24 protein-coding genes are annotated in these 23,742 nt (G+C 40.9%); 19 read left to right on the top strand and 5 right to left on the bottom strand.

The window, feature by feature from the left end; all coding sequences use genetic code 11:
• Positions 1-26: 26 nt before the first annotated feature.
• Entirely contained in the window at positions 27-1,463 is a 1,437-nt protein-coding gene (locus tag IGI67_RS23590; RefSeq protein WP_429959548.1) for a histidine kinase dimerization/phospho-acceptor domain-containing protein, read from the bottom strand.
• Positions 1,460-2,143: a response regulator transcription factor gene (locus tag IGI67_RS23585; protein WP_207108155.1), complete on the bottom strand. Its 684-nt coding sequence runs from the start codon at positions 2,141-2,143 to the stop codon at positions 1,460-1,462. The genes IGI67_RS23590 and IGI67_RS23585 overlap by 4 nt, the downstream gene beginning before the upstream one ends.
• A 358-nt stretch (positions 2,144-2,501) precedes the next feature.
• Here IGI67_RS23585 and glpO point away from each other — a divergent pair, with 358 nt between their 5' ends.
• The 7 genes from glpO (at position 2,502) to dhaM (ending at position 9,290) form a co-directional block, all read left to right on the top strand.
• Positions 2,502-4,313, top strand: a complete 1,812-nt coding sequence (glpO, locus tag IGI67_RS23580) for a type 1 glycerol-3-phosphate oxidase (RefSeq protein WP_429959547.1) — start codon at positions 2,502-2,504, stop codon at positions 4,311-4,313.
• A gap of 18 nt (positions 4,314-4,331) precedes the next feature.
• Positions 4,332-5,840, top strand: coding sequence for a glycerol kinase GlpK (glpK, locus tag IGI67_RS23575; protein ID WP_207108157.1), 1,509 nt, complete (start codon positions 4,332-4,334; stop codon positions 5,838-5,840).
• 96 nt (positions 5,841-5,936) lie between these two features.
• Complete coding sequence (locus IGI67_RS23570; protein WP_207108158.1) at positions 5,937-6,659, top strand: MIP/aquaporin family protein; 723 nt, start codon at positions 5,937-5,939, stop codon at positions 6,657-6,659.
• 59 nt (positions 6,660-6,718) lie between these two features.
• Positions 6,719-7,246 carry a GNAT family N-acetyltransferase gene (locus IGI67_RS23565; protein WP_207108159.1) on the top strand — a complete coding sequence of 176 codons (528 nt, stop codon included), beginning with the start codon at positions 6,719-6,721 and terminating at the stop codon, positions 7,244-7,246.
• Positions 7,247-7,293: 47 nt separating this feature from the next.
• On the top strand, positions 7,294-8,277 hold the full coding sequence (dhaK, locus tag IGI67_RS23560; RefSeq protein WP_207108160.1) for a dihydroxyacetone kinase subunit DhaK: 984 nt from the start codon (positions 7,294-7,296) through the stop codon (positions 8,275-8,277).
• Positions 8,278-8,350: 73 nt separating this feature from the next.
• On the top strand, positions 8,351-8,929 hold the full coding sequence (gene dhaL, locus IGI67_RS23555; RefSeq protein ID WP_207108161.1) for a dihydroxyacetone kinase subunit DhaL: 579 nt from the start codon (positions 8,351-8,353) through the stop codon (positions 8,927-8,929).
• Positions 8,922-9,290 (top strand): dihydroxyacetone kinase phosphoryl donor subunit DhaM, encoded by a 369-nt coding sequence (gene dhaM, locus IGI67_RS23550; protein ID WP_207108162.1) that lies wholly within the window; start codon positions 8,922-8,924, stop codon positions 9,288-9,290. Before dhaL ends, dhaM begins: the two co-directional genes overlap by 8 nt.
• Positions 9,291-9,406: 116 nt before the next feature.
• Here dhaM and IGI67_RS23545 read toward each other — a convergent pair whose 3' ends face one another.
• On the bottom strand, positions 9,407-10,099 hold the full coding sequence (locus tag IGI67_RS23545) for a DUF2461 domain-containing protein (RefSeq protein WP_207108163.1): 693 nt from the start codon (positions 10,097-10,099) through the stop codon (positions 9,407-9,409).
• On the bottom strand, positions 10,089-10,943 hold the full coding sequence (locus IGI67_RS23540) for an RNA polymerase sigma factor (RefSeq protein WP_207108164.1): 855 nt from the start codon (positions 10,941-10,943) through the stop codon (positions 10,089-10,091). Before IGI67_RS23540 ends, IGI67_RS23545 begins: the two co-directional genes overlap by 11 nt.
• 195 nt (positions 10,944-11,138) lie before the next feature.
• Between IGI67_RS23540 and IGI67_RS23535 the strand changes: the two genes are divergently transcribed.
• The 12 genes from IGI67_RS23535 to pnuC all read left to right on the top strand — a co-directional run bounded on the left by IGI67_RS23535 (position 11,139) and on the right by pnuC (position 22,591).
• Positions 11,139-11,513 (top strand): GntR family transcriptional regulator, encoded by a 375-nt coding sequence (locus IGI67_RS23535; protein ID WP_207108165.1) that lies wholly within the window; start codon positions 11,139-11,141, stop codon positions 11,511-11,513.
• Positions 11,513-12,358 carry an ABC transporter ATP-binding protein gene (locus tag IGI67_RS23530; protein ID WP_207108166.1) on the top strand — a complete coding sequence of 282 codons (846 nt, stop codon included), beginning with the start codon at positions 11,513-11,515 and terminating at the stop codon, positions 12,356-12,358. The genes IGI67_RS23535 and IGI67_RS23530 overlap by 1 nt, the downstream gene beginning before the upstream one ends.
• Position 12,359: 1 nt before the next feature.
• Positions 12,360-13,016: an ABC-2 transporter permease gene (locus IGI67_RS23525; RefSeq protein WP_429959546.1), complete on the top strand. Its 657-nt coding sequence runs from the start codon at positions 12,360-12,362 to the stop codon at positions 13,014-13,016.
• A gap of 306 nt (positions 13,017-13,322) precedes the next feature.
• Positions 13,323-16,094, top strand: a complete 2,772-nt coding sequence (locus IGI67_RS23520; protein ID WP_429959545.1) for a sigma 54-interacting transcriptional regulator — start codon at positions 13,323-13,325, stop codon at positions 16,092-16,094.
• Positions 16,095-16,174: 80 nt separating this feature from the next.
• A complete protein-coding gene (locus IGI67_RS23515; protein WP_429959544.1) occupies positions 16,175-16,594 on the top strand; it encodes a PTS sugar transporter subunit IIA in 420 nt (139 codons plus the stop codon).
• Positions 16,595-16,619: 25 nt separating this feature from the next.
• Complete coding sequence (locus tag IGI67_RS23510; RefSeq protein WP_429959543.1) at positions 16,620-17,090, top strand: PTS sugar transporter subunit IIB; 471 nt, start codon at positions 16,620-16,622, stop codon at positions 17,088-17,090.
• A gap of 20 nt (positions 17,091-17,110) precedes the next feature.
• On the top strand, positions 17,111-17,899 hold the full coding sequence (locus IGI67_RS23505; protein ID WP_207108171.1) for a PTS mannose/fructose/sorbose/N-acetylgalactosamine transporter subunit IIC: 789 nt from the start codon (positions 17,111-17,113) through the stop codon (positions 17,897-17,899).
• Positions 17,883-18,710, top strand: coding sequence for a PTS system mannose/fructose/sorbose family transporter subunit IID (locus IGI67_RS23500; RefSeq protein WP_429959542.1), 828 nt, complete (start codon positions 17,883-17,885; stop codon positions 18,708-18,710). Before IGI67_RS23505 ends, IGI67_RS23500 begins: the two co-directional genes overlap by 17 nt.
• 15 nt (positions 18,711-18,725) lie before the next feature.
• The gene (locus tag IGI67_RS23495; protein WP_429959541.1) at positions 18,726-19,781 is read left to right on the top strand and encodes an SIS domain-containing protein; all 1,056 of its coding nucleotides are present in this window, start codon (positions 18,726-18,728) and stop codon (positions 19,779-19,781) included.
• A gap of 19 nt (positions 19,782-19,800) precedes the next feature.
• Positions 19,801-20,805: an SIS domain-containing protein gene (locus IGI67_RS23490; protein WP_429959540.1), complete on the top strand. Its 1,005-nt coding sequence runs from the start codon at positions 19,801-19,803 to the stop codon at positions 20,803-20,805.
• Positions 20,806-21,084: 279 nt separating this feature from the next.
• Positions 21,085-21,792, top strand: coding sequence for a deoxynucleoside kinase (locus IGI67_RS23485; RefSeq protein WP_207108174.1), 708 nt, complete (start codon positions 21,085-21,087; stop codon positions 21,790-21,792).
• Between the two features lie 55 nt (positions 21,793-21,847).
• On the top strand, positions 21,848-22,591 hold the full coding sequence (gene pnuC, locus IGI67_RS23480) for a nicotinamide riboside transporter PnuC (protein WP_429959539.1): 744 nt from the start codon (positions 21,848-21,850) through the stop codon (positions 22,589-22,591).
• A 60-nt stretch (positions 22,592-22,651) separates the two neighbouring features.
• Here the strand turns inward: pnuC and IGI67_RS23475 are convergent, their stop codons facing one another.
• Positions 22,652-23,554 (bottom strand): hypothetical protein, encoded by a 903-nt coding sequence (locus tag IGI67_RS23475; protein ID WP_429959538.1) that lies wholly within the window; start codon positions 23,552-23,554, stop codon positions 22,652-22,654.
• Positions 23,555-23,742 lie beyond the last annotated feature (188 nt).

The raw sequence follows: 23,742 nt of genomic DNA, 5'->3' as shown, positions 1-23,742 counted from the left end.
AAGAGAATGTGTCAAAAGTATGGCAATTAAAACGAAGGAAGAAAAATTTTGATTGTAAATTGTTCTTCATCAGCCTCTGCCGTAATTTGACCATGATGGCGGCGAATGACCTGTTTTGCAATCGACAAGCCAAGTCCAGTCCCATTTTTGTAGTTCTGGTGTTGACGATGGAAAGAGTCGAAGAGATGATCCGTATCAGGTATTGGAGCAAGCAGCTGATTAGAAAGGGAGATGTTCAACGTTTCCTCCTCATTTGAAATAGTGAGTCTGATCACAGACTTTTCAGGGGAGTACTTATTGGCATTATCCAGTAATATCTTGATCACTTGAGTAATGCGCATGTAATCTCCATCGATCATTTTAGGCTCCGTAAGCTGATTGATTAGCTGCACAGATTGCTCCTTATCACTAAAAACGATTCGATAACTTCGCAACGCGTCGTTAATACAGTCTAAAGGATTGACCAATTCCTTTTGCAGCTGAAACTCCGTAGACTGTAGACGGCTTAGCTCTAATAGATCGTTGACGAGCCTTTCTAGATTTGTGCTTTCCTTTAATAACTGTTGTAGATACTCTGTTTCTTCTGCGCTGCTTAGATACCCATCATTCATTGCTTCTAACGAACTTTTTATTACCATGACAGGTGTTCGAAGCTCATGAGAGATTTGCGAAAGAAAGTCTTTCTCTGATTGTTCCTTGCGTTCTCGAGCGGATTTTGCCTCGGCTAATCGTTGACTTAGTAGAGTGAGCTGGTCTCCAAGTTCCTGCAATTCATCCTTGGTCTGAATAGATAGTCTTTCGTGATAGTTTTCTTTTGTAAGCTCACCGGCATAATTTCGCATAGTTTCAATTGGTCTGACAAAACGCTTAGATAAACGCCAGGCAAGGATACTTGCAAGAATGACAGCCCCAAGAAGACTGATTAGCAGCATAAAATAGCCAGATAATTGATTTTTATGAATAGCATCTACTTTTGAATGCATAAGCACAACACCTTTGACTGAGTCTTCAGACAAGATAGGAGTGGCAATCGTTAGTTCTTGTAATTGAAAAAGATTTCTTTTTTTTGCCACTTGTGTTTGTTTGCTGGCAAATGTTTTCGCCACAATGCTCTTAGCTTCATCAGGAGGGCTTTCCCGGTTGATTGAATCCTCGTGATGATAATTAATGATCGTGTTCATTTTTGAATCCAGTACCCAAACATTCTCACCAGCTATTTGATTGATAAAGCGCAAAAAGGCGCCATATCCACCGCTGCCTCCTTTTTGGCCTGTGCGAGATCCACTAGTAAAATAATCTGAAAGGGTGGCGCTAATCAATTCACTTCGATGGGTCATTTCCTCCTGATGCAGATCCTCTGTTTGTTTCGCGAAAAGAATGCCGAAGAAAAGAGCACTCATTGTAGCAAAAATCAGTAATAAGCCCACGAATTGCTGGATCAGTCGAATCGTAATTTTTTTCATGTGGATTCCTCGATTCGGTACCCTTCACCCCAAACAGTCTCGATCTGCCAGTCACTAACGCCAGCTTTTTTCAATTTTGCCCGCAAACGCTTAATATGGCTATCTACTGTGCGGCTGTCACCGTAATAATCGTAACCCCAAACAGTGTCTAGCAGATTGTCGCGAGTAAAGACTTTGTTTGGATATTTTGCAAATAAAACCAGTAATTCAAATTCCTTTTTAGTCAATTTGAGTTCTTTATCCTGGACGACAGCTTGACGATTTTCCAAAAGCAGGCGCATCGATCCTAAAGTCAGCTGTTTTATCATAGATTCTTTCTCAAAATCAATGCGCCGCATAATCGCCTTGATTCGATACAAGACTTCTTTTGGTGAAAAGGGTTTAATGATATAGTCGTCCGCACCTACCTCTAAACCTAAAATACGATCTGCATCCTCCGATTTAGCCGTGATCATGATGATGGGAACCGTAGATTTTTCACGAATTTGTTGGCATATCTCAAACCCGTTTACATGCGGGAGCATGATGTCCAATAAGATAAAATCGACGGGATGACTGTCAAAGTAAGGAAGCGCATCTTTACCGTCATAAACAACATCTGTCTCATAGCCAGCTTCCTTCAAGTAGCGATTCAAAACATCCACGATTTGTGTGTTGTCTTCGATGATCAATAGTTTCATATCGGGCCTTCCTTTCAAAAGGGTGTCTGTCTATTCATTATATCGCAACTCTCTCATGGAAGGAGTCCCAAAAAGAAAATAGGATAAGATAGGGTTGTCTCAATGTAAATACATAATCATATAAGAAAATATCCGCGATTTATTGCTAAAAAAATAAGGTAAGCAAAATAAGACACTCTTTCGCGGCAATTGAGCAATAATTTACAATCCAAATTTTTTGAAAGCGTTTTTTGTTATGATACACTGATTTTGTAAGTTCGATTAAAGCTATTCTTCGTATAAAAGGGGATGTTTATTTCAGAGCTCATTATTCGATTCAACCAACCGATTTATTTAAAAAGGAATGAGGTGTTTATCTATGTTTTCTTTTCGAGAACGATCGAAAATGATTCAAAATTTGGAAGATCAAACCTTTGATTTAGTAATCATTGGCGGCGGAATCACAGGAGCGGGAGTCGCATTGCAGGCAGCAGCTTCGGGTCTATCTGTCGCGTTAGTAGAAATGCAGGATTTTGCTGAAGGGACATCTTCCAGATCTACGAAATTAGTGCATGGGGGATTACGCTATCTAAAAACCTTTGATGTAGAGGTTGTAGCGGACACAGTAAGCGAGCGGGCGATTATTCAAAGCGTTGCGCCGCATATTCCGAAAGCGGATCCAATGATTTTACCGATTTTTGATGAACCAGGTTCCACCTTCAATATGTTCTCTGTAAAAGTAGCAATGGATCTTTATGATCACTTAGCAGGGATCACCGGCGGTAAATATGCCAACTATATGCTGTCGAAGGAAGAAATTTTAGAACGAGAACCGCAGTTAGAATCAGAAGGGTTATTAGGTGGAGGCGTTTATCTAGACTATCGTAATAACGATGCTCGTTTAGTAATTGAAAATATCAAGCGAGCAGTCGAAGATGGTGCCATCGCTGTTAGTCGTATAAAGGTTGAAGAAATTGATCATGACGAGCAAGGAAAAGTATCCGGTGTAAAAGCCAAAGATTTATTGAGTGATCAAACAATCACCATCAAAAGCAGACTAGTGATCAATACTGCTGGACCATGGTCTGATTTTGTCAATAAGCTGGACGATAAAATCGACCACAAGCCTCACATGAGGCCAACCAAAGGTGTCCATTTAGTTGTAGATGGCGAGAAGCTGAAGGTTCCTCAACCAACGTATTTTGACACGGGTGAAAATGATGGCCGAATGATTTTTGTTATTCCTAGAGAAAGCAAAACCTATTTTGGTACGACTGATACGGATTATCAGGGAGATTTCAACCATCCAACCGTCGAGCAAGAGGACGTTGACTATTTATTGAAAATCGTTAATCTTCGTTATCCTGAAGCAAATCTGGCAATCAATGATATCGAAGCTGCATGGGCAGGGTTACGACCTCTGATTAGTAATGCAGGCGGCGATTATAACGGAACGAAAAAGGAAAAAATCAGCGATGAGAATTTTGAGAAAATCATTCGCGCGGCTGGAGATTATGCCAATGGAAAACAATCCCGTCCGGAAGTAGAAAAAACAATCAGCGATGCGGCAAAAGAAGAACCGAAAGACAATCCATCGGCGGTTTCACGCGGCAGTGATTTGACTATCGCAAAAGATGGCCTTTTGATTCTATCTGGCGGAAAGCTGACGGATTACCGTTTGATGGCCACTGGGGCAATGAAGAAAATTATTTCTTTATTGTCTGACAGTAATTTTAAATTGATCGATTCTGAAAATTATCCAGTCTCTGGTGGAGAAATCGATCCGAATAATGTCAATGAAGAATTAGAGAAAATTGCTAAAAAGGGTGAAGAGCAGGGCTTAAGTGCTGAAGATGCAAAGTTCTTAGCAGAGCTTTATGGATCAAACGCAGAAAAAGTTTTTGCCTTGAAGGATCAAGGGCCATTTGAAGGTCTTTCATTGGCAGAGTCTATGTCGTTACGCTACGCCATGGAGTCTGAGATGACGTTAACACCGGTTGATTATTTATTACGCCGGACAAACTATATGCTGTTTATCAGTCACCGCTTAATGGAAATTAAGGATGCAGTGGTTGATGCTATGGCAGACTATTTTGATTGGGATGCTGCAACGAAGAAAAGCTATCAATCACAATTAGAGCAGCAAATCAAAGAAACACAATTAACGGATTTAAAAAAGCACCAAATATAATATAAAAGGAGTGGGAACATGGAGTCTTATATCATGTCAATCGATCAAGGAACAACGTCAAGCAGGGCAATCGTTTTCGACAAAGCTGGTAAGGAAGTAAGTTCATCACAAAAAGAATTTACACAGCATTTTCCAAAACCAGGCTGGGTAGAACATGATGCAAATGAGATTTGGAATTCTGTTCAATCAGTTATCGCAGGTGCGCTAATTGAAGGTGGACTGAAACCAGATCAAATTGAAGGGATCGGAATTACCAATCAACGTGAAACAACAGTCATTTGGGAAAAAGAAACCGGACATCCAATCTATAATGCTATCGTCTGGCAATCCAAACAAACTAGTGATATCGCCGATGAATTGAAAGAACAAGGCCACTCAGAAATGATTCAAAAGAAAACTGGGCTGTTGATTGATTCCTATTTCTCAGCAACAAAGGTGAAATGGATCTTGGATCATGTTGAAGGCTCACGCGAACGGGCGAAAAACGGGGAATTACTATTTGGAACAATTGACACCTGGCTTGTTTGGAAGCTGACGGGCGGAGAAGCTCATGTTTCTGATTACACCAATGCCAGTCGGACGATGATGTACAACATTTACGATTTGAAATGGGATCAAGAAATTTTAGACCTTTTGGATATTCCAAAAGAAATATTACCAGAAGTGAAATCCAATTCAGAAATTTATGGACATACGGCAGACTATCATTTCTACGGAAATAAGGTGCCAATTGCCGGTATGGCGGGGGACCAGCAGGCAGCATTAGTTGGACAGTTGGCCTTTGACAAAGGAATGGTTAAAAACACCTATGGAACGGGTGCCTTTATTGTCATGAATACTGGGGAAGAACCAATTCTTTCTGAAAACGGATTATTGACGACGATCGGATACGGCATCGACGGCAAGGTCACCTACGCATTAGAAGGAAGTGTTTTCGTTGCAGGTTCTGCAATCCAATGGCTGCGTGACGGCTTGCGGATGTTCCAAAAGGCACCACAGTCAGAAGACTATGCAAAACGGGTAGACAGCAGTGAAAATGTTTATGTCGTTCCAGCCTTCACCGGACTAGGTGCACCTTATTGGGATCAGCAGGCACGTGGTGCGATCTTCGGATTGACTCGTGGAACAACAAAGGAACATTTCATTCGTGCCACCCTTGAATCATTGGCTTATCAAACGGCGGATGTGGTGAAAACAATGAACAAGGATTCTGGTACAGATATCAAGCTATTGCGTGTTGATGGCGGCGCGTCGAAAAATGATCTATTACTGCAATTCCAAGCAGATATTTTACAGACACCAGTAGAGCGGGCTCCATATCTTGAGACAACAGCCTTAGGTGTGGCTTATCTAGCTGGTCTGGCAGTAGGATATTGGAAAGATGTTGATGAAATCAAAAAATTTGCTTCTGATGGTCAACGCTATGAACCAGAAATGGATAAAGAAGTGACAGACGATCTTTATAAAGGCTGGCAAGAGGCCGTTCAAGCGACGATGCAATATAAACATCAACCAAAAGAAAAATAAGGCAATCAGTCAGCTGCACAACGCAACTAAATTTTTATGAGAGAAAAAATTTATTGTGTAGCTGACATAGCACCAAAAATTAAAGGGGATGAGTTTATGGACACAAGTATGTCAACGCAGGTTATTGGAGAAATTATTGGAACAATGGTCTTAGTATTATTAGGTGATGGTGTCGTGGCAGGTGTAAGCTTGCGTAAAACCAAAGCGGAAGGTGCGGGCTGGATCGCCATTACATTAGGCTGGGGCGCTGCCGTTACAATTGGAGCTTATGCGGCAGGCTACATGTCATTTGCACACCTGAACCCCGCAGTGACGATTGGTATGGCAATTGCTGGGAAGATTGGTTGGGACATGGTCGTTCCATACATTTTAGGTCAAATGATCGGTGCGATCATCGGTGCGGTTCTGGTCTATATCCATTATTACCCGCATTGGAAGGAAACGAACGATCAAGCGGCGATACTAGGTGTATTTTCTACAGGTCCGGCAATCCGCAGTCTAGGTGCCAATCTGATCAGTGAAATAATCGGAACCTTCATGCTGGTATTCGCTTTATTAGCGTTTGGTATGAGTAAATTTGGTGATGGATTAAATCCGATCGCTGTGGGTATTTTGATTTTAGTTATTGGACTGTCTCTGGGCGGTACGACTGGTTATGCAATCAACCCAGCTCGAGACTTAGGTCCGCGAATCGCTCATGCTTTCTTGCCAATTCCCAACAAAGGCGGTTCTGATTGGGGCTACTCTTGGGTTCCAGTTGTAGGTCCAATTATTGGCGGTATATTAGCCGCATTGTTGTTTATGATCTTACCAATGTAAGTCTTTTGGGGTAATAGAAATCAGTCTATTACCCTAATGTGCTTTAAACATAAAGTAAAATGAAAGGGACGAAAACAATAGAAACAGAACGACTAATAATTAGAAAATTTGTACCAGGTGATTGGCCGGATCTGTTAGAGTATCTGTCAGATCCACGCGTTGTTAAATATGAGCCTTACGGACCGATCAATCAGCAGCAGAGTATTGAAATCGCTCAAAGTCATAGCGAGTCTGATGAATTCTGGGCGGTTTGCTTGAAGAATAAGGTAATCGGAAACATCTATCTTGAGGAGGTTGTTCAGGATAGCTGGGAACTGGGCTTTGTCTTTCATTATGACTTTCAGCATCAAGGCTATGGCTATGAGGCTGCTTCGAGGCTGATCGATCAAGTTTTCGCACAAGGAGCTCATCGGATTTTTGCGGAGTGTCATCCGGATAATCAGGCTTCTTGGAGGTTATTAGAAAAATTAGGATTCAAAAGAGAAGGGCATTTGCGAAAGAATCTCTTCTTTAATAAAGCAGAGGATGGCACACCAATCTGGCAAGACACACTTGTCTATGGATTGCTTAGAGAAGAGTACACGTAAAAACAATATAAAGGAAAAAACTTAAGAGAACTGAGGAGGAAGTGCAAGTGAAAAAAATAATCAATGATCCGAAAAATGTTGTAGAGGAAATGGTCAGCGGATTGGTTGGCGCTTATCCAGATTATGTGAAGCAGGTCCCTGAAACATTAGTTGTTGCCCGCAGTGATGACTTTGATCAAGTTGCTTTAGTCAGCGGCGGCGGCAGCGGACATGAGCCCTCTCATGCTGGCTTTGTCGGCGATGGGATGTTGAGTGCGGCCGTTTGCGGACAGGTCTTTACTTCCCCAACGCCAGATCAAATCCATGAAGCGATCAAAGCCACGGATAAAGGAAAAGGAACCTTGATGATCGTTAAAAATTACTCAGGTGATGTCATGAACTTTGATATGGCTAAGGATTTGGCTGAAATGGATGATATTGAAGTAGATTCTGTATTAGTCGATGATGATATCGCAGTTGAAGACAGCACCTATACACAAGGCCGCCGCGGAGTGGCTGGAACGGTGTTGGTTCATAAGATTTTAGGTGGTTTAGCTCGTGAAGGAAAATCGGTTTCTGAACTGGCCGGCTATGGAAAAGAGTTAGTCAAAGATATTAAAACAGTCGGAATTGCTTTGTCTGGAGCAACTGTTCCGGAAGTAGGCAAGCCTGGTTTTATTTTAGCGGACGATGAAATGGAATTTGGTGTCGGTATCCATGGCGAGCCCGGCTATCGTCGAGAAAAAGTTAAACCTTCTTATGATATCGCAAAAGAGATTATTGGCAAGCTAAAAGCAGAATTCAATTGGCAAAAAGGCGATAAATACGGTCTGTTTGTCAATGGTATGGGTGCTACTCCATTAATGGAACTGTTCATTATGTTTAATGATGCAAAGAACATTCTTGCTGAAGATGGAATCGAGCTGACATTCAATAAAGTCGGCAATTATATGACATCGCTTGAAATGGCAGGAGCATCCATCACGATGATCAAATTAGACGAAGAGCGCTTACGTTTATTAAATGAGCCTGTTCACACGATTGCTTGGTAAAAAACTAAGCTTTTGAGCTGGCTAAATTAAAGGAATCGCAAGCTGAAGAAAAGAGTATTCAAGGAGGCCCACTATGTTTACACCAGAAAATTTGCGCAAAACGTTGGAACTATTCAATGAAAAGATTCAAATCAAAAAGGACTATTTAAGCGAGCTAGACACACCAATCGGTGATGGCGACCATGGAAACAACATGGCTCGAGGCATGGATGCGGTGATGGCGGCGGATCTATCTGGAGAATTACCGGATATTTTTAAAGCGACCGCGATGGCATTGATCAGCAAGGTTGGTGGAGCATCCGGTCCTCTTTATGGAACGGCTATGATGGAAATGATGAAGGCCAGCAAAGAGTCAAGTGAGCCTGAAATACTGTTGAACGCGGCTATCGCCGGAATCGAAAAACGCGGAAATTCAACCGTTGGTGAAAAAACGATGTTAGATTTATGGGTACCGGCAGTAGAAAATTTGAATAACGGTACTTTAAATCCAGCTACACTAGAAATATTAGTTGAACAAACAAAAAATATTAAAGCGACCAAAGGCAGAGCTTCTTATGTCGGCGAACGTTCGATTGGCCATATTGATCCAGGTGCGATGTCGTCTGCGTATTTCTTTGAGTCAATGATTGAGGCAGGTGTTTTCAGTGACTAGAGGTGTTGTGTTAGTTTCACATACGAAAGAAATACCAGAAGGTCTGAAGCGATTGATCGGCGAAGTCGCTAAAGGAGTACCTGTAACTACAGCGGGAGGCCTAGAGGACGGCGGCGTCGGAACTTCAATGGAGCGAATTTCCCAAGCAATCGAAGAAAATTCGGCAGATGAGTTGTTAGCTTTTTATGATTTGGGCAGTGCAAAAATGAATTTGGAAATGGCCATCGAAATGACAGACAAAAAAGTGACACTGTTTGATACAGCTTTGGTCGAAAGCGCTTATACTGCTTGTGCATTATTGGCGGCCGATGCAGAGGAAGCAGAGATTGAAAAGCAATTAGCTGAGTTAAAAATAAAATAAACTTTTACAGAATTCGCTTACCATATTTAAAGTCTTTTTGAAAAATACTTAACAAAAGTAAAGTCGAACGCTTATATTTCTATCGATTACGATAGTATATGAGCGTTCGACTTTTCTTATTTACGTTCTGGAAAATGGAAATCCACTAGCGCCGTATTTAGGAACTGATTGAATTCTTTCATTAATAGAAATTTTTCGACGGTTTCAGTGATAAAGTTATCTGACGTGAGAATTTCCTGATCAGTCAAAGAAAGCTCCAAATACATGCTCTTGTATTTTAAGAACTCAGCAACAGGCGAATCCGCATAAGCTTCATATCCCCGCGGCATCCGTTTTAATTGCTTACCCATTACGCGATAATATTTCTTAAAAGTGGGGTTTTCGATGATCGATAGAAATTCTGCTTCGCGTTCCAACAGTGCTTGACGAATAAGCTCAGTAGCTTCTGAAAACATATCCGCAAATAGTCCGCCGCCTAAAAAAGATTGGTTGTTTGGTTTTAGGAAAAGGAAATAGCCGCAGGGAATCGGCAGCTTGCCCTTGGGACCGATATGTGCCCGCAAAACGGAATTATAAGGTGCTTTATCATGACTAAAGCGTGTATCGCGGTTCAGTTTAAAGGTTAGATTTTTTGCTGGAATCAGCGGTATTTCTGGATCTTTCTCATGAAGCGCCTGTGACAAGGCATCTACTAATTGATTAAACGCTTCAATAACTGTCGTTCGTTCTTGCTTTGTTTCATGGAACCAATCTCGGTTATTATTCTTTTCCAAATTAGATAAGTAATCAAACATTTTTTCATATGTCATAGACCGTATTCTCCTTCGTTAATTCTGATAACTGCTTTGATACCAATAATTCTTTTAAAAACTGCTGAGGATCAAACGCGGACTGATAATGAGACAGTGCTTCAAATAGAAGCGTTTGCTCATCTAGATACTCCATATTGCTTTTCTGTTGAAGAATCTCTGCTTGCTCCAGCTGTATCATGGTTGAATAGTCGAGCCGCGATGGCTGAACCCGCTTCTGCTGAAGAGCGAAGGGGACTCTTTTTTTACAGTCGCATCTCCCACCAGCAAGCCCACAGTTGGTCTCTAAAAAATTCCCCATTTTTTCGCGGATTCGGGAAAGCCTTTTTCGATAAGCAGCGGGAGTCATCTGTAGGAGTTCACCCGCGAATTGACTGTTCATTTTGAACATCGTTCCTAAAATGAAGAGACAACGATCTTGTGGAGTCAAGCATTGAAGCATGATGTTTGTACACGAGAGTTTCAATTCTTGAGCTAGCTCATCTTGCTCGATTTCATTGAAGGACTCATCATAAGCTGGTATAGGTCGCTCAAGGTCTTTTTGCATAACGTCAAAAGTCAACTGTTCCCGAAAGGTACGCTTTTTTTGATCGTTTATTAAATGATTGATCGCAATCCGGTACACCCAGGTACTGAAACGACTTTGCTGTTTAAAGGAGGAGAGGCTTGAAATAGCTTTTAACAAAATCTCTTGCGTAGCATCCTCAGCGTCAAAGACATTTCCTAACATCCGCAGGGAAAGATTGAACACGCTGTCTTTTACTTCATTTAGCAACTCTGTCAAAGAGTCAGCATCTCCATTCAATGAAGAGTGGACGAATCGTTTCTCTTGGTCGATATCCATTTTTTAACCTCCTTTATTAATTAGACAAATTAAAACAGTAAGTGTGACAGGAAATTTAATTTTCTAGCTCTATTTTGGCAGATCCTGTTCTGTCTTTCTATAAAATGTTTCAAATGATGGTGGGGAATCGCTTCATTTCAATATTGACAAACTGATATATACTGTTATACACTGTTTGTGAAGAGGTGGATTCTCATGAAACTAATTATTCAGCACTCGTCAATGACCCCCATCTATGAACAGTTAGTAGAACAAGTAAAAGCGGCGATCATTCAGGGAGAATTGAAAGAGAACGATTCATTGCCATCTGTACGAACTTTGGCGAAAGAACTGAAAATCAGTGCACTCACAGTAAAAAAAGCCTATGATGCTTTGGATCAAGAAGGAATGATTACAACTGTACATGGGAAGGGAAGCTTTGTTTGCGGAGTAGATCCATCGTTAAAGTGGGAAGAGCAGCTTAAAGGAATACAGGATGAGCTTGAAGGAATTATCACGAAAGCACGTTTGGTTGGATTAAGTGATCAAGAGTTGAAGGAACTTATGGAACTAATACTGGAGGAATCATAATGCTTACACTAAAAAATGTAAAAAAAGACTATCAAGATTTCAGATTAGACTGTTCTTTGACACTTCAGAAAGGTGAAATCGTTGGTTTAGTTGGACGAAATGGTGCAGGAAAAAGTACCGCTTTTAAAATCGCTTTGGGGTTAGTTACTCATGAGGGAGGAACAGTAGAACTTTTCGAAAAACCGATTCATAAAGTTACTGCCAAAGATCGACAACGTTTAGGCGTTTCATTAGCAGATTCGAGCTTTAATGAGTTTTTTTCCATTAAGGAAATTATTTCGATGCTTAAAAATTTTTACCCTCAATTTGAAAAAGCTTTTTTTCTGGAGAAATGCATTGAATTTCAGCTGCCTTTAGATAAGCCGCTAAAAGAATTTTCCACTGGCATGAAGGCTCGTCTAAATATTTTAGTGGCGATCAGTCATAATGCAGAGCTGCTGATCTTAGATGAACCAACAGCCGGTTTGGATGTTATTGCTCGTGGAGAAATCTTAACCCTGCTGCAAGAGTATCTGGAGCAGGATGAATCTCGCAGTATTTTGATTAGCTCGCATATTTCAACGGATTTAGAACAACTTTGTGATTCCTTGTATTTTATTGATCAAGGAAAAATCGTCCTTAATGAGGATACTGATGTATTATTGGATGATTATGGTATTTTGAAATTAACGACCGATCAATATTATGAACTGGATAAGGCGCATATTGAAAAGGCACTACCTGCTAGCTTCGGTTATCGCTGCTTAACGAAGCAACGACGGTTCTATCATGAAAATTATCCAGACATTGTAATAGAAAAGGCCAATATCGATGAAATCGTCCTTATGCTGATGGGAGGGAATTAGAATGAAAGGTTTATATATTAAGGATCTCCGCTTGCTCGCAAAGCAAAAATTATTCTTTTTGGCGATCATTTTTCTGACTGTGATGAACGCTTATAATCTCGAAAGTTTGTCGATTGTTCCATCATTGATGCTCTTTTTCTTTGTAACATTGATTTTTACTACAGTTACTTATGATGAGATGAACCATGGATTGACTTTTCTATTCACTTTACCAATCTCTCGAAAAAAATATATTGTCCAAAAATATTCGTTGGCAATTATCGGTTCGATTGCTGCTTTATTGTTATCGATAGCAATAGTTTTTATTATGACTAGAATTCAAGGAAAGTCGGTCAATCTTGAAGCCTTCAGTATTATATTGTTCAGCCTTTTTATCGCTGGTTTGTTCTATATCAGCTTGATGATGCCAATATATTTTAAGTTTGGGGAAGAAAAGAGCAGAATGATTATGATTCTCGTGATGGGTGTAATTTTCTTTTTCGCTTTCTTAGGAAGATCATTGGTTGAGAGACTTAGCATTGATATCGACATGATTTTACAGCGTATCACTAATGCACCGCTATGGCTGATGTTGGCAGCAGGAACAACAGCTGCAGGGATTCTATGTATTCTTTCCTATTTTCTATCATTTAGAATCCTTGGAAAGAAAGAGTTTTAGCAGCACATGGAGTCAACAAAAAGTTTAGGAGTGATCATTTTGAAGATGATTACTCCTATTTTTTTAACAATTTTTAGGGCGGCTTTATTGATGGTACTGTTTCATCAACACTTTCTTCAACAGTTCAGGAAGGCCGCTAAACTGTTGAAGCTGATCGAAATAGTCTGTACAGAATCACGAATCTAGCTACGGGCAGTGTCTGGCATGCTTTTTGCCTAATAATATAGTAAGAAAGCTGTTGAAAAGGAAAAACTAGGATTGACTTTGTATTTGCTTTTTTTATTATAAAGAGAAGGGGGAGATGGCATGAAAGAAGAATTATTGAATTATTTAAAAAATCAAACCGCTTTTCTCAATTTAGAGGACCTTAGCGAATTGTTCACCGCTTCTAAGCTCGCTGAAATTTTTAGCGTAAAAAGAAATACGGTGAGTCAGTATTTGAATCAGCTGACCGAAAGCGGAGAACTTGTAAAAATAAATTCTCGTCCAGTCTATTATTTTCATAAGGGGGCCTTTGAAAAGCAATTTTTTAGCTTGAGAGCAAATTATTATGAAAGCGTTCAGACGATTTTGTCGGAACAGCCAATGTTTGGTAAAGAGCAGGACTTCTTTTCTTTGCTGATTGGGCATGATAAAAGCTTGAATCGCGTCATTGAGCAGATCAAGGCAGCTCTCAATTATCCGGATGGCGGCTTGCCGGTTTTGATCAATGGTGAAAGCGGGACGGGAAAAAGCTATTTAGTCAAGCTAATTCATCACTATTGTATTCAAAATGAGCTTCTGCCCGAAGATGCCCCATTCATTACGTTAAATTGCGCGCAATATGCCAATAACCCCGAGCTGTTGACCAGCAATCTCTTTGGAAGCGTGAAGGGTGCCTATACCGGAGCTGAGTCGGATCGTAAAGGAGCTTTTGAGGCAGCCGATGGCGGGATTTTATTTTTGGATGAGGTCCATCGTTTAAATGCTGAAGGGCAGGAAAAATTATTTACTTATTTGGATCAAGGAGAAATTTATCGAATGGGGGATACTGCTCATCCGATTACTGTAAGAACGAGGTTATTTTTTGCGACGACGGAGGAGCTGACTAGTAATTTTCTGAATACGTTTATTCGACGGATTCCTATCCAGGTAACAATTCCTTCATTACAGCAAAGGGGCAGGAATGAACGCCTGGAATTGATTTATTCCTTCTTAATCAACGAGCAGGTGAAAATCAAACGACAGCTGGTGATTACTGGACAAACCCTTGAATTGTTAGCAAGCGGAAGCTTCAAAGGAAACATCGGTGAGTTAAAAAATATTATCAAGGTAATGGCGGCACAGGCCCTTTCCGAAGCTAATGATCAGCAGCAGATCAAGCTGACGATTTATCACCTGCCTGAATCGTTACTCTCTGCAAGCAGTCAGAATCTGCAGACCTCGTTACCAGAAGAAGTGGTGATCACAAGTGAGTCCAGATTAGATAACTTGATGCTGTCAAATACTCAAAGTCAAAAAAGAGTGGAAGATTCATTTACTAAAGTGATTCTGGAGTATCAGAAATCTCAAGGAGAGCTGACTGATTGTCACTTGAAGCTAAAAGAAATCGTAGATCAATTGTTCGACTATCTGCTTTTTGAAACAGATCGCCAGCAAAAGCATGAGATGCTGCTGTATCTAACGCAATATGTTCGAGAAACCTTTCGGCAAATGGAAAGTGCTTACCAGGTCAAGTTCAACGGAAACAGTGTGTATGCTGTCGGCTATTACTTGTTCCAAAGAGGCTCAAATCGCTGGCTATCAGAAGACATTCAAATCATGGAGCTGATCCGTCAGCTGGAACGACAGATATCCGAGGCCTATCCAGCGAGTTATCATTATGTGGAGCGTATCTTGGAATTGTGCCGTCCAAAAATAGATATCGAGGTATCAGCGATGGATCGAATCGTTTTGACCTTGTATTTGAAGAAAGCGGATTGGACGAAGGAACAGGGCATGGCGAAAGCCGTGATCGTCGCTCATGGATATGCGACTGCCAGCAGTATTGCCAATGTGGCGAATCGTTTTTTAGAAAAGGATATTTTTGAATCGTTTGATATGCCTTTGGATGTGACTCCTCAGCAAATCGCCGAAGAAATTTTGGATTATAGCGAAAACAACGACATCTCTAATGGGCTGGTCATTCTGGTAGACATGGGCAGTCTCAAGGAAATTTATCAATATTTTCCAAAACAAATCAACGTTCCAATCGTGATTATGAATAATGTGACGACACCGTTAGCGATTGCTATCGGAGAAAATATCAAGCATCAGCGCACCTTGAATGAGCTGGCAAGTAAATCAGCGGCTGAAGCCGTTTTTGATTGGGAAATTATTTATCCTGAGGAAAATCGAACCAAAGCATTATTGACGACTTGCCAAACGGGGATTGGAACGGCAACGCAGATTTGCCATTTACTCGAAAAAAGTCTGCCCAGCACATGTGAATTAAAGATATTGCCATATGAATATCGCGTATTGGAAGAGAAAAAATCAGAAGAGACTGTCTTTTCTGTCTATGACGTGCTAGGGATCATCGGAACAGATGACCCGCTGATTCCAGAAATGCCTTACCTGTCCTTAGAAGAGCTGATCTCAGGAGATGAACAGAAGGTCTTGACTGAATGGTTGGCCCCAGTGATGACCGCAGAAGAAAATCAGATTTTCAATAGGAATGTGATCCGCAATTTTTCTCTGGAGAAGGTGATTGATTCTGTCACGATCCTGGATACGGATAAGGTCATGAGTGAGATCGATCTATTTATGCGGGATTTGGAGTTAGCTGGGAGAATCCAGCTTTCTAACGCCAAGAAGCTGGCGCTGTATGTTCATGTCAGCTGTTTGATCGAGCGTTTGATTCGAAATGTTCCGATTGAAACCTATGAGGGTTATCATGATTTGTATCAGTGTCAAAAAGACATGCTGGAAATCATCAAACAAGCTTTTAGTGTCATTGAAAAGGATTATAGTGTCACGATTCCTGATTCTGAGATCGCCTACATTTTTGATATTGTCTATAAGAATGCAGATACCACGATGAAAGATGAGGAATTTTAAAAAAGCAAGCGGTGCGCCACTAAAGTTGGCACACCGCTTGCTTTTATTTAAGTGTAGAGAAGATTGAGAGGTGAAAAGTAGTGGAAAGAATGCTGGTTCTAGCATCACATGGGAAGTTAGCGTCAGGAATCCATTCTTCTTTGGGGCTGATCTGCGGAAACCCTATCAAGATCGAAACGTTGGATTGCTATTTGACCGAAGGCTTTGATTTAGAAAAAGAAGTAAGTGGCCTGCTGGAGCGTTACCGTGAGTATGAATTGGTTGTCGTAACGGATTTATTCGGCGGCAGTGTGAATAATGAGTTTTTAGCACACATGGATCGTTCAAATTTTTATTTAGTTGCAGGGATGAACTTGCCATTTCTGGTTGAATTGTCCATGCAGCTCAAGAATGCTGAATCACTTCCTCAGCTGATTGAAGCATCGCTGGAAACGTCAAAGCAGACGATTCAATTTTGCAATCAATTAATTAGCGGCGAAATAGAAGAAGAGGAATTTTAAAGCAATAGAAAATGGAGGGATAAAAATGATTTTATTGACAAGAGTGGATCATCGGTTGCTTCATGGGCAAGTGGCATTTTCATGGACGCAAGGCTTAGGAGCAGACTGCATTCTGATTGCAAATGATGATGTACCAACAAATGAGCTGCGCAAAACCACTATCAAGCTGGCGAAACCGCAGGGCGTAAAATTAGTGATTAAAAATATTGAGGATTCCATCGCGGCGTTACAAAGCGGGGTAACAGATAAATATAAATTATTTATCGTAGTGGAATCAATTGCTGACGCAAAAAAATTAGCCGATGCATATCCCCAAATTCAAAAAATCAACTTAGGCGGAATCAAAGCCAAAGAGGGCACGCGGAGCATTGGAAAAGCAGTTAATGTTTTGCCTGAAGAGGAAGTTTTGCTGAAGGAATTGGTGGATCAGGGTCTGGAAGTAGAGATTCGACAAGTTCCGACAGATAAAAAAGTGGCTGTTACTGAAGTCCTTTAAAAAAGAAAGGTTGAAAAAATATGCTCATTCAAGCAATTTTACTTGGGTTAGTTGCATTTATCGCTCAGTCTGAGTACGCATTAGGCACCTCCCTTTTGTCTCGTCCAATTGTTACAGGTTTATTTACCGGAATTGTATTAGGCGATATAAAGGCTGGAATTATTATGGGAGCAACATTGGAATTAGCATTCATTGGTTCTTTCTCTGTAGGAGCAGCGATTCCTCCAGATGTTGTTACAGGCGGCGTTTTAGGAACGGCCTTTGCCATCACGGCTGGTGCCGGGACAGAGACAGCGTTGCTGCTGGGCTTGCCAATTGCGACACTGACATTGATTTTGAAAAATATCTATCTTGGAATTTTGATCCCAATCATGAACCAAAAGGCTGATAAATACGCTGAAGATGGGAACTACAAAGGAGTCGAACGGATGCATTTAACGGCCGGCTTTGGCCTTTCCTTGATGCTGGGCTTAGTCGTTATGATCTCATTTATGGTAGGCAGTAAAACAATCGGTAATTTATTGGACATGATTCCTGACTTTATTCAACACGGACTGTCAGTGGCTACTGGTTTGATCCCAGCACTAGGATTCGCGATGCTGGCGCGTCTTTTGATCAACAAACAAGTTGCTCCGTATTTCTTCTTAGGCTTTGCACTAGCTGCCTACTTAGAAATTCCGGTAACTGGAATCGCGATTTTTGGAGCAATTGTAGCGGTAGTTGTGGTGAATATTATGAATGTGCGCGGTGGGCAGAATAATAGTGCTCAGACTTCAACAGGGGAGGTAGTTGATGATGATGACTTCTAATGAGAATAATGAGTTGAAAATCACTAAGAAGGATTTGAACAAGGTATTTTGGCGGTCCTTCCAAATGGAGTTTTCCTGGAATTATGAACGTCAGATGAATCTTGCTTATTGTTACGCGATGATCCCGATTTTGAAGAAGCTGTACAAAACGAAAGAAAGTATGGCCGGGGCGTTGAAACGACATTTGGAATTCTTTAATACTACACCGCATATCGTGACCTTGATTTTAGGGATCAACGCGGCGATGGAAGAGGAAAATGCGAATGATGCCAACTTCGATGTTTCAACCATCGATAACATCAAAACTTCATTGATGGGACCACTGGCAGGTATTGGTGATTCGTTCTTCTGGGGCACCTTGCGCCTGATCGCTACGGGGGTAGGAACTTCTCTAGCTATGCAGGGAAACATCTTGGGACCCATCTTGTTCGTACTGATTTTTAATACTCCTCACTTGCTATTCCGTTATTTTGGAACCTCTTGGGGGTATAAGCTGGGGACAGGATTCTTAAAGAAAATCCAGGAAAACGGTATGATGGGCAGCTTGACGTTAGGAGCGTCAATCATCGGGCTAATGGTTGTTGGCGGAATGACAGCATCAATGATCGATATTAATATCCCGTTGAAAATCGGCTCTGGGGAAAATGCCGTGACCGTACAAAGTATTTTTGATGATATCGTACCAAGAATCTTGTCGCTTGGGGCTTTCGGAGCAGTATTCTATCTGCTTAAAAAGGAAGTAAAGGCGTTGACGATTTTACTGGGCTTGGCTCTTTTTGGAATCCTTGGTTCATGGATCGGCTTCTTTTAGAAATGGAGGGATAAGATGGCAGCAATGACCATGCTTGATTATATCAATCAAGAGCAGGAAACATTAACAAAAATTTTAAATGATTATGATTTCTCAAGTGATCATAAACTAGCAAAAATGAACACTGTGACGATTCTCGCTACAGGCTCCTCCTATAATGCTTGCTTGTCCGCCAAGCTGGCGTTTGAAAGGATCGCTGATGTCAGTATTGTAATTGAAGAGCCGTACAATTTTAACCATTACGGCCGGCTGATCAGCGGAACTGACACAATCATCGGTGTTTCTCAAAGTGGAAAAAGTGCATCGACGATTGATGCCATGAAAAAATTCAGTGATCGTAACATTCAACAGCTTGTCTTAACTAGTGACTTAGAAAGTCCGATCGCTCAAGTAGTTGATCAAGTGCTCGATTTGAATATGGGAATCGAAACAGTCGGTTTTGTCACTAAAGGATTTTCAGCAACCTTATTACAGCTGATGCTGCTTGCGATTAAAGTGGGGATTTCAAAGAACCTGATCGATGAACAGCGATTATCCGAGCTGACACAAGAGCTGCAGGAAGCAATCAGCCAGATTGAAACGGTCATCAATAAATCCAATGCCTTTTTTGAACAGCACGAGAACCTATTAAAGCTGGGCGGCCGATTTGTCGCATTAGGCTATGGTCCAAACTGGGGAACAGCGAAGGAATTTGAGACGAAGTTCACAGAAACTGTTCGGCGTCCGAGTCAAGGCTTTGAGCTGGAGGCCTATATGCATGGTCCTTACTTAGAGGCTGATTGGGCGCATACATTATTCTTCATTGAGACACCTAGTGTGAATCAAAGCCGCTCACAAGCACTGGCGGAGTATATGGACAGCTATGTTGGAAAAGTGTTGAAAATAACGACGGATAAAAGTTCCGACAAGGATGTTCTGGGCTTAGATGTCACCCTTTCGGAGTGCTTCTCTCCATTACTATTAATTATTCCATTCCAGCTGCTGGCCTATCGTACCGCTGCGGCAAAAGGAATTGATTTGAGTAAACGGATTTTTGATGATTTTGACTCAGTTTTAAAAAGCAAAATATAAAATTTAAGGAGTTTTAGACATGTTAAAATTTAATGAACAGCAGCAGATTGAGGATATTCAAGGCGCATTAGAATTACGTCCGCAGGTAGAAAAAATTATTGATGAGGTTTGGGATAAGGGCTATGACAATATCTTCTATTTAGGAATTGGCGGAACCTACGCTTCAGCTATGCAGGCGGTTACCTATATGAACGGTCGCAGTGATCTGCCTGTTTATGTACAGCATGCTGCAGAATACTATACAACTGGAAACCGCAGACTGACGAAAGACTCATTGGTCATTCTTTCATCTGTGACAGGAACGACCGAAGAAGTTGTGAAGGCAGTCGCTGAAATGAAAAAAGTCGGAGCAACATTACTCGGCTTCATCGACACAGCAGGAACGAGCTTGGCAGAAAGCTGTGACCATGTGATCACTTATCCAGCACCGGGAACGGAACAAATCAAATTCTTTATGGCTGCAGATCGTTTGCTGGAGAAAAATGGAGATTTCCCTGACTATGCAGAATATTATGCAGAACTAGAACAATATTTACCTAAAGGCTTGGTTGAAGCAGAAAAACAAGCGGAGGACTTCGGACGAGAATTCGCAGAAAAACATCGTCACGATGATATGCACTATTTTATCGGAGCCGGAAATCAATGGGGAGCGGTTTACTCTTATGCGATGTGCTATTGGGAAGAGCAAAGCTGGCTTCGTTCTAAGTCAATCCATGCTGCAGAATTCTTGCACGGCACATTGGAGATCGTTGATGAAACAACTCCTGTAACTTTATTCCTAGGAGAAGACGAACAGCGTCCATTGGCAGAACGGGTAAAAAATCTATTGCCGCGCATTTGTGGAAACTACACGTTTATCGATTCAAAGGATTACCCAATTGAAGGGATCAGCGAAAAAAATCGCGGCAGAGTCTTACCGCATCTATTGATGCATTGTGTGACTCAACGGATTGATGCACATGTTGAAAAATTAAATTGTCATCCTTTAGATATTCGTCGTTATTACCGTCAGTTTGATTATTAATTAACAATACAAAAGTATTTCTCAAAAATACTTAACAAAAAGAAAGCCAAACGGTCATTTCACTTTCATTATTGAAAGTATTTTGATCGTTTGACTTTTTTATTTACTCGACAAACCAGCAAAGTAAGCACCTTCATATTCTTGAATCCGAAAACACAATATATTGTGTTACATTTTGTCATATCACGAAATACACACAAAATCTAGTCTTTACAATGAAAAAATTTAGGAGTACTATTATCAAGGATTTGAAAGAAAAATTTAGTTTACTATGAAGGGATGGATGAAACAATGCTATTGATAGCGGGTACGATCGGAGCTGGGAAAAGCAGTCTGACAGACATGTTATCACAGGAAATGAACTCAAGACCATTTTATGAGAACGTGGACGATAACGAAGTACTGCCATTGTTTTACTCGAATCCGGAAAAATATACGTTTCTGTTGCAGATATTCTTTTTAAATAAACGTTTCTTGGCTATGAAAGATGCCTTGCAGCAAGCCGATAACGTGCTGGATCGCTCGATTTATGAGGATAGTCTGCTTTTTCATTTAAATGCGGATCTTGGCCGAGTAAGTCAAGAGGAGGTGCTGCAATACGACAACTTGTTAGACACGATGCTGAAGGAGTTAGAGCATACAGCGCCTAAAAAAAGACCTGACTTATTGGTCCATATCAAAGTTTCCTTTGACGTGATGCTGGAGCGGATCGAAAAACGTGGACGCGACTATGAACAAATCGCGGCGAACCCTGAATTATTCGACTATTATCGAATGGTCAATGAACGATATGAGAAGTGGTATGACAGCTTTGAAATCTGTCCAAAAATTCAAATCGATGGGGATCGCTATGATTTTGTAGCTGATCCGCAGGCAGCGGAGGCAGTTATTAAGCAGATCAAGGAAGAAACGAACAAATTAAACCTGCTTGAGTTCCAAAACTCAAACTATTATTCAAAAGAAACGATTGAAAAAGGCATTTTTTAGTATTTCAATTTTTTTGAACAAATAAAGAACGACCGTTTTCTAGAAGGAGCCAATTATGTTCACTTATCTCAAATTTTTACTTCACCAATTAAAAGGCTGGCCACAACAAAACTACTATTTATTTTTCTTTAGTTTAGGCTGCCAGGTGATGACCTTAGTCAATCAGCCGATCACACTGCTCACGGTGATCACATTTATCGGAACGATTTTAGGGGTATTATGTATTCTTTCTATTAATGCAGCGAAATCGGTCAATGGTATTTTAGGAATTATTTCCGCGATTTGCTTCATTTATGTCGGCTACTCAGCCAAGAATTATTTGAGTATCGGCGAACAGATCGCGTATATGATCACATTGGATATTCCCGTACTGTTAAGCAAGGAATGGAACCACAACATGGCGTCGAAAATCCGTAGGTTTACTGGAAAAACATGGTTCATCGCACTCATCAGTACGATCATCGTCTACTTTGTTTCTGGCTATTTGATCCAAAGATTTACTGACGATCCTCGCCCTTGGATCGATGCCATCGCCTTTTCAATTAGTCTAAGTGCAGGAATTATCAGCTTCCTGCGTTACAATAATCAATATTTTTGGTGGCTGGCTTCAGGACTTGCTCAGATGGTTCTTTGGTACATTTCCTTCAGACACGGTTCGGCAAGCTTGGCAATGTTTGTAAACAGCTCGGTCTATTTGATCAATGATATTTTAGCCTTCACTGTGTCTCCGTGGTACAACAAGAAGGAACGGGAAAGAATGCAGCGGATGGAAGAGGAATATTATCATTTAAGCCATTAGCTTGAACAGAAGAGACTTTAATGACTATTTTCACGTCATTAAAGTCTCTTTTTTGTGCGATCATTCATCGGATAACAGCCATTCAATTTCGTCAGTAATCCATGCTCCCGGTTTCTTTACCGGATCAAAGGCTACCCAAGAGCTCTTCATAAAAATCTTTTCCGCTTGCCAGCAGCCTTGTTTAGTTTGCTTTGCTTTCAAATATTCTAGGGCTTCGCGACACTCAGGCTGCCCTAACAGCTTCTCTGTTTTCATGACTCCTAATACTTCTATGATATTTGTCCGATAGGGGTAGGGATAAAAGAGTGTGATCAGATCCTCATATAAATAGTCCTGGTTGTTTTGATGAAAAATCACACGATGTTTCAGGATATAATCCAGTCCCTGCTGTAATTTTGCTTGAAGCCCAGGGAAATCGCCGTATTTTTGCGAGTATTCAGAAAGCACCTTAACTGATTTTACAAGACCGTCATAACAAGGTGATTTGCCGACACATCCGCCAAACCGCTGAAAAAGGTCCGCTCCATGCCAACTGGAGGGTTCATTTTTATCGAATGGAAAATAGGTAAGTATCCATTGAAGTCCCTTTTCCGCCCATTGTTTTTTTCCAGCCCGCAGAAAAATAAGGGTACAAATTGCATGATGACAAGCCAAAATGCCATCGTTTTTCCCCGTTAGTGAAAAGCCATCCGGAGTATCCACAAAGTGATGAAGCGTCTCAAGCATCGTTTGAACTTGATCCAAACACTCAAAAGCAGGTATCTCAGAAAGTTCAGCCAGCAAAAACTCCAGCTTGCGTAAACCGGTGAAGGTATCTGTCCGGTAAGGGGCTGCTAGAATCGCGGCAATAATTTCTGATTTATCTAAATAGGAGTGAATTTCCGCTGATTCCAGCGACGTTTGAGCTCGTACAGCTTTTTTTAATTGCAAGGCAGAATCCAATTCTGCTTCATTAAATATCATATAGACACCTCAAAATCCATATTAGTTGCTATAAGTGTAGCATTCTATGGTGGACTAGAACAGCTGATCTTGGCTGATAACCAAATCGCTGCTCATTGACCGACGAAAAAAAGAACAGGTATTATTTAAATAGGAATATTCTTTGAAAATTCAATGAACTATGAGATTTTAATTTAATAATAAGTTAT

The organism is Enterococcus sp. AZ196 (assembly GCF_050498845.1).
Lineage (GTDB): Bacteria > Bacillota > Bacilli > Lactobacillales > Enterococcaceae > Enterococcus_A > Enterococcus_A murrayae.
Note: the sequence above shows the minus strand (reverse complement) of the source record. Positions and strands in the feature narration are given on the sequence as shown.

What these genes read in the sequence shown, in the direction of transcription:
- IGI67_RS23590 (WP_429959548.1), bottom strand. Translation starts at nt 1,463, where the DNA reads ATGAAAAAAATTACGATTCGACTGATCCAGCAATTCGTGGGCTTATTA.
- IGI67_RS23585 (WP_207108155.1), bottom strand. Translation starts at nt 2,143, where the DNA reads ATGAAACTATTGATCATCGAAGACAACACACAAATCGTGGATGTTTTG.
- glpO (WP_429959547.1), top strand. Translation starts at nt 2,502, where the DNA reads ATGTTTTCTTTTCGAGAACGATCGAAAATGATTCAAAATTTGGAAGAT.
- glpK (WP_207108157.1), top strand. Translation starts at nt 4,332, where the DNA reads ATGGAGTCTTATATCATGTCAATCGATCAAGGAACAACGTCAAGCAGG.
- IGI67_RS23570 (WP_207108158.1), top strand. Translation starts at nt 5,937, where the DNA reads ATGGACACAAGTATGTCAACGCAGGTTATTGGAGAAATTATTGGAACA.
- IGI67_RS23565 (WP_207108159.1), top strand. Translation starts at nt 6,719, where the DNA reads ATGAAAGGGACGAAAACAATAGAAACAGAACGACTAATAATTAGAAAA.
- dhaL (WP_207108161.1), top strand. Translation starts at nt 8,351, where the DNA reads ATGTTTACACCAGAAAATTTGCGCAAAACGTTGGAACTATTCAATGAA.
- IGI67_RS23545 (WP_207108163.1), bottom strand. Translation starts at nt 10,099, where the DNA reads ATGACATATGAAAAAATGTTTGATTACTTATCTAATTTGGAAAAGAAT.
- IGI67_RS23540 (WP_207108164.1), bottom strand. Translation starts at nt 10,943, where the DNA reads ATGGATATCGACCAAGAGAAACGATTCGTCCACTCTTCATTGAATGGA.
- IGI67_RS23535 (WP_207108165.1), top strand. Translation starts at nt 11,139, where the DNA reads ATGAAACTAATTATTCAGCACTCGTCAATGACCCCCATCTATGAACAG.
- IGI67_RS23530 (WP_207108166.1), top strand. Translation starts at nt 11,513, where the DNA reads ATGCTTACACTAAAAAATGTAAAAAAAGACTATCAAGATTTCAGATTA.
- IGI67_RS23525 (WP_429959546.1), top strand. Translation starts at nt 12,360, where the DNA reads ATGAAAGGTTTATATATTAAGGATCTCCGCTTGCTCGCAAAGCAAAAA.
- IGI67_RS23520 (WP_429959545.1), top strand. Translation starts at nt 13,323, where the DNA reads ATGAAAGAAGAATTATTGAATTATTTAAAAAATCAAACCGCTTTTCTC.
- IGI67_RS23510 (WP_429959543.1), top strand. Translation starts at nt 16,620, where the DNA reads ATGATTTTATTGACAAGAGTGGATCATCGGTTGCTTCATGGGCAAGTG.
- IGI67_RS23505 (WP_207108171.1), top strand. Translation starts at nt 17,111, where the DNA reads ATGCTCATTCAAGCAATTTTACTTGGGTTAGTTGCATTTATCGCTCAG.
- IGI67_RS23500 (WP_429959542.1), top strand. Translation starts at nt 17,883, where the DNA reads ATGATGATGACTTCTAATGAGAATAATGAGTTGAAAATCACTAAGAAG.
- IGI67_RS23495 (WP_429959541.1), top strand. Translation starts at nt 18,726, where the DNA reads ATGGCAGCAATGACCATGCTTGATTATATCAATCAAGAGCAGGAAACA.
- IGI67_RS23490 (WP_429959540.1), top strand. Translation starts at nt 19,801, where the DNA reads ATGTTAAAATTTAATGAACAGCAGCAGATTGAGGATATTCAAGGCGCA.
- IGI67_RS23485 (WP_207108174.1), top strand. Translation starts at nt 21,085, where the DNA reads ATGGATGAAACAATGCTATTGATAGCGGGTACGATCGGAGCTGGGAAA.
- pnuC (WP_429959539.1), top strand. Translation starts at nt 21,848, where the DNA reads ATGTTCACTTATCTCAAATTTTTACTTCACCAATTAAAAGGCTGGCCA.
- IGI67_RS23475 (WP_429959538.1), bottom strand. Translation starts at nt 23,554, where the DNA reads ATGATATTTAATGAAGCAGAATTGGATTCTGCCTTGCAATTAAAAAAA.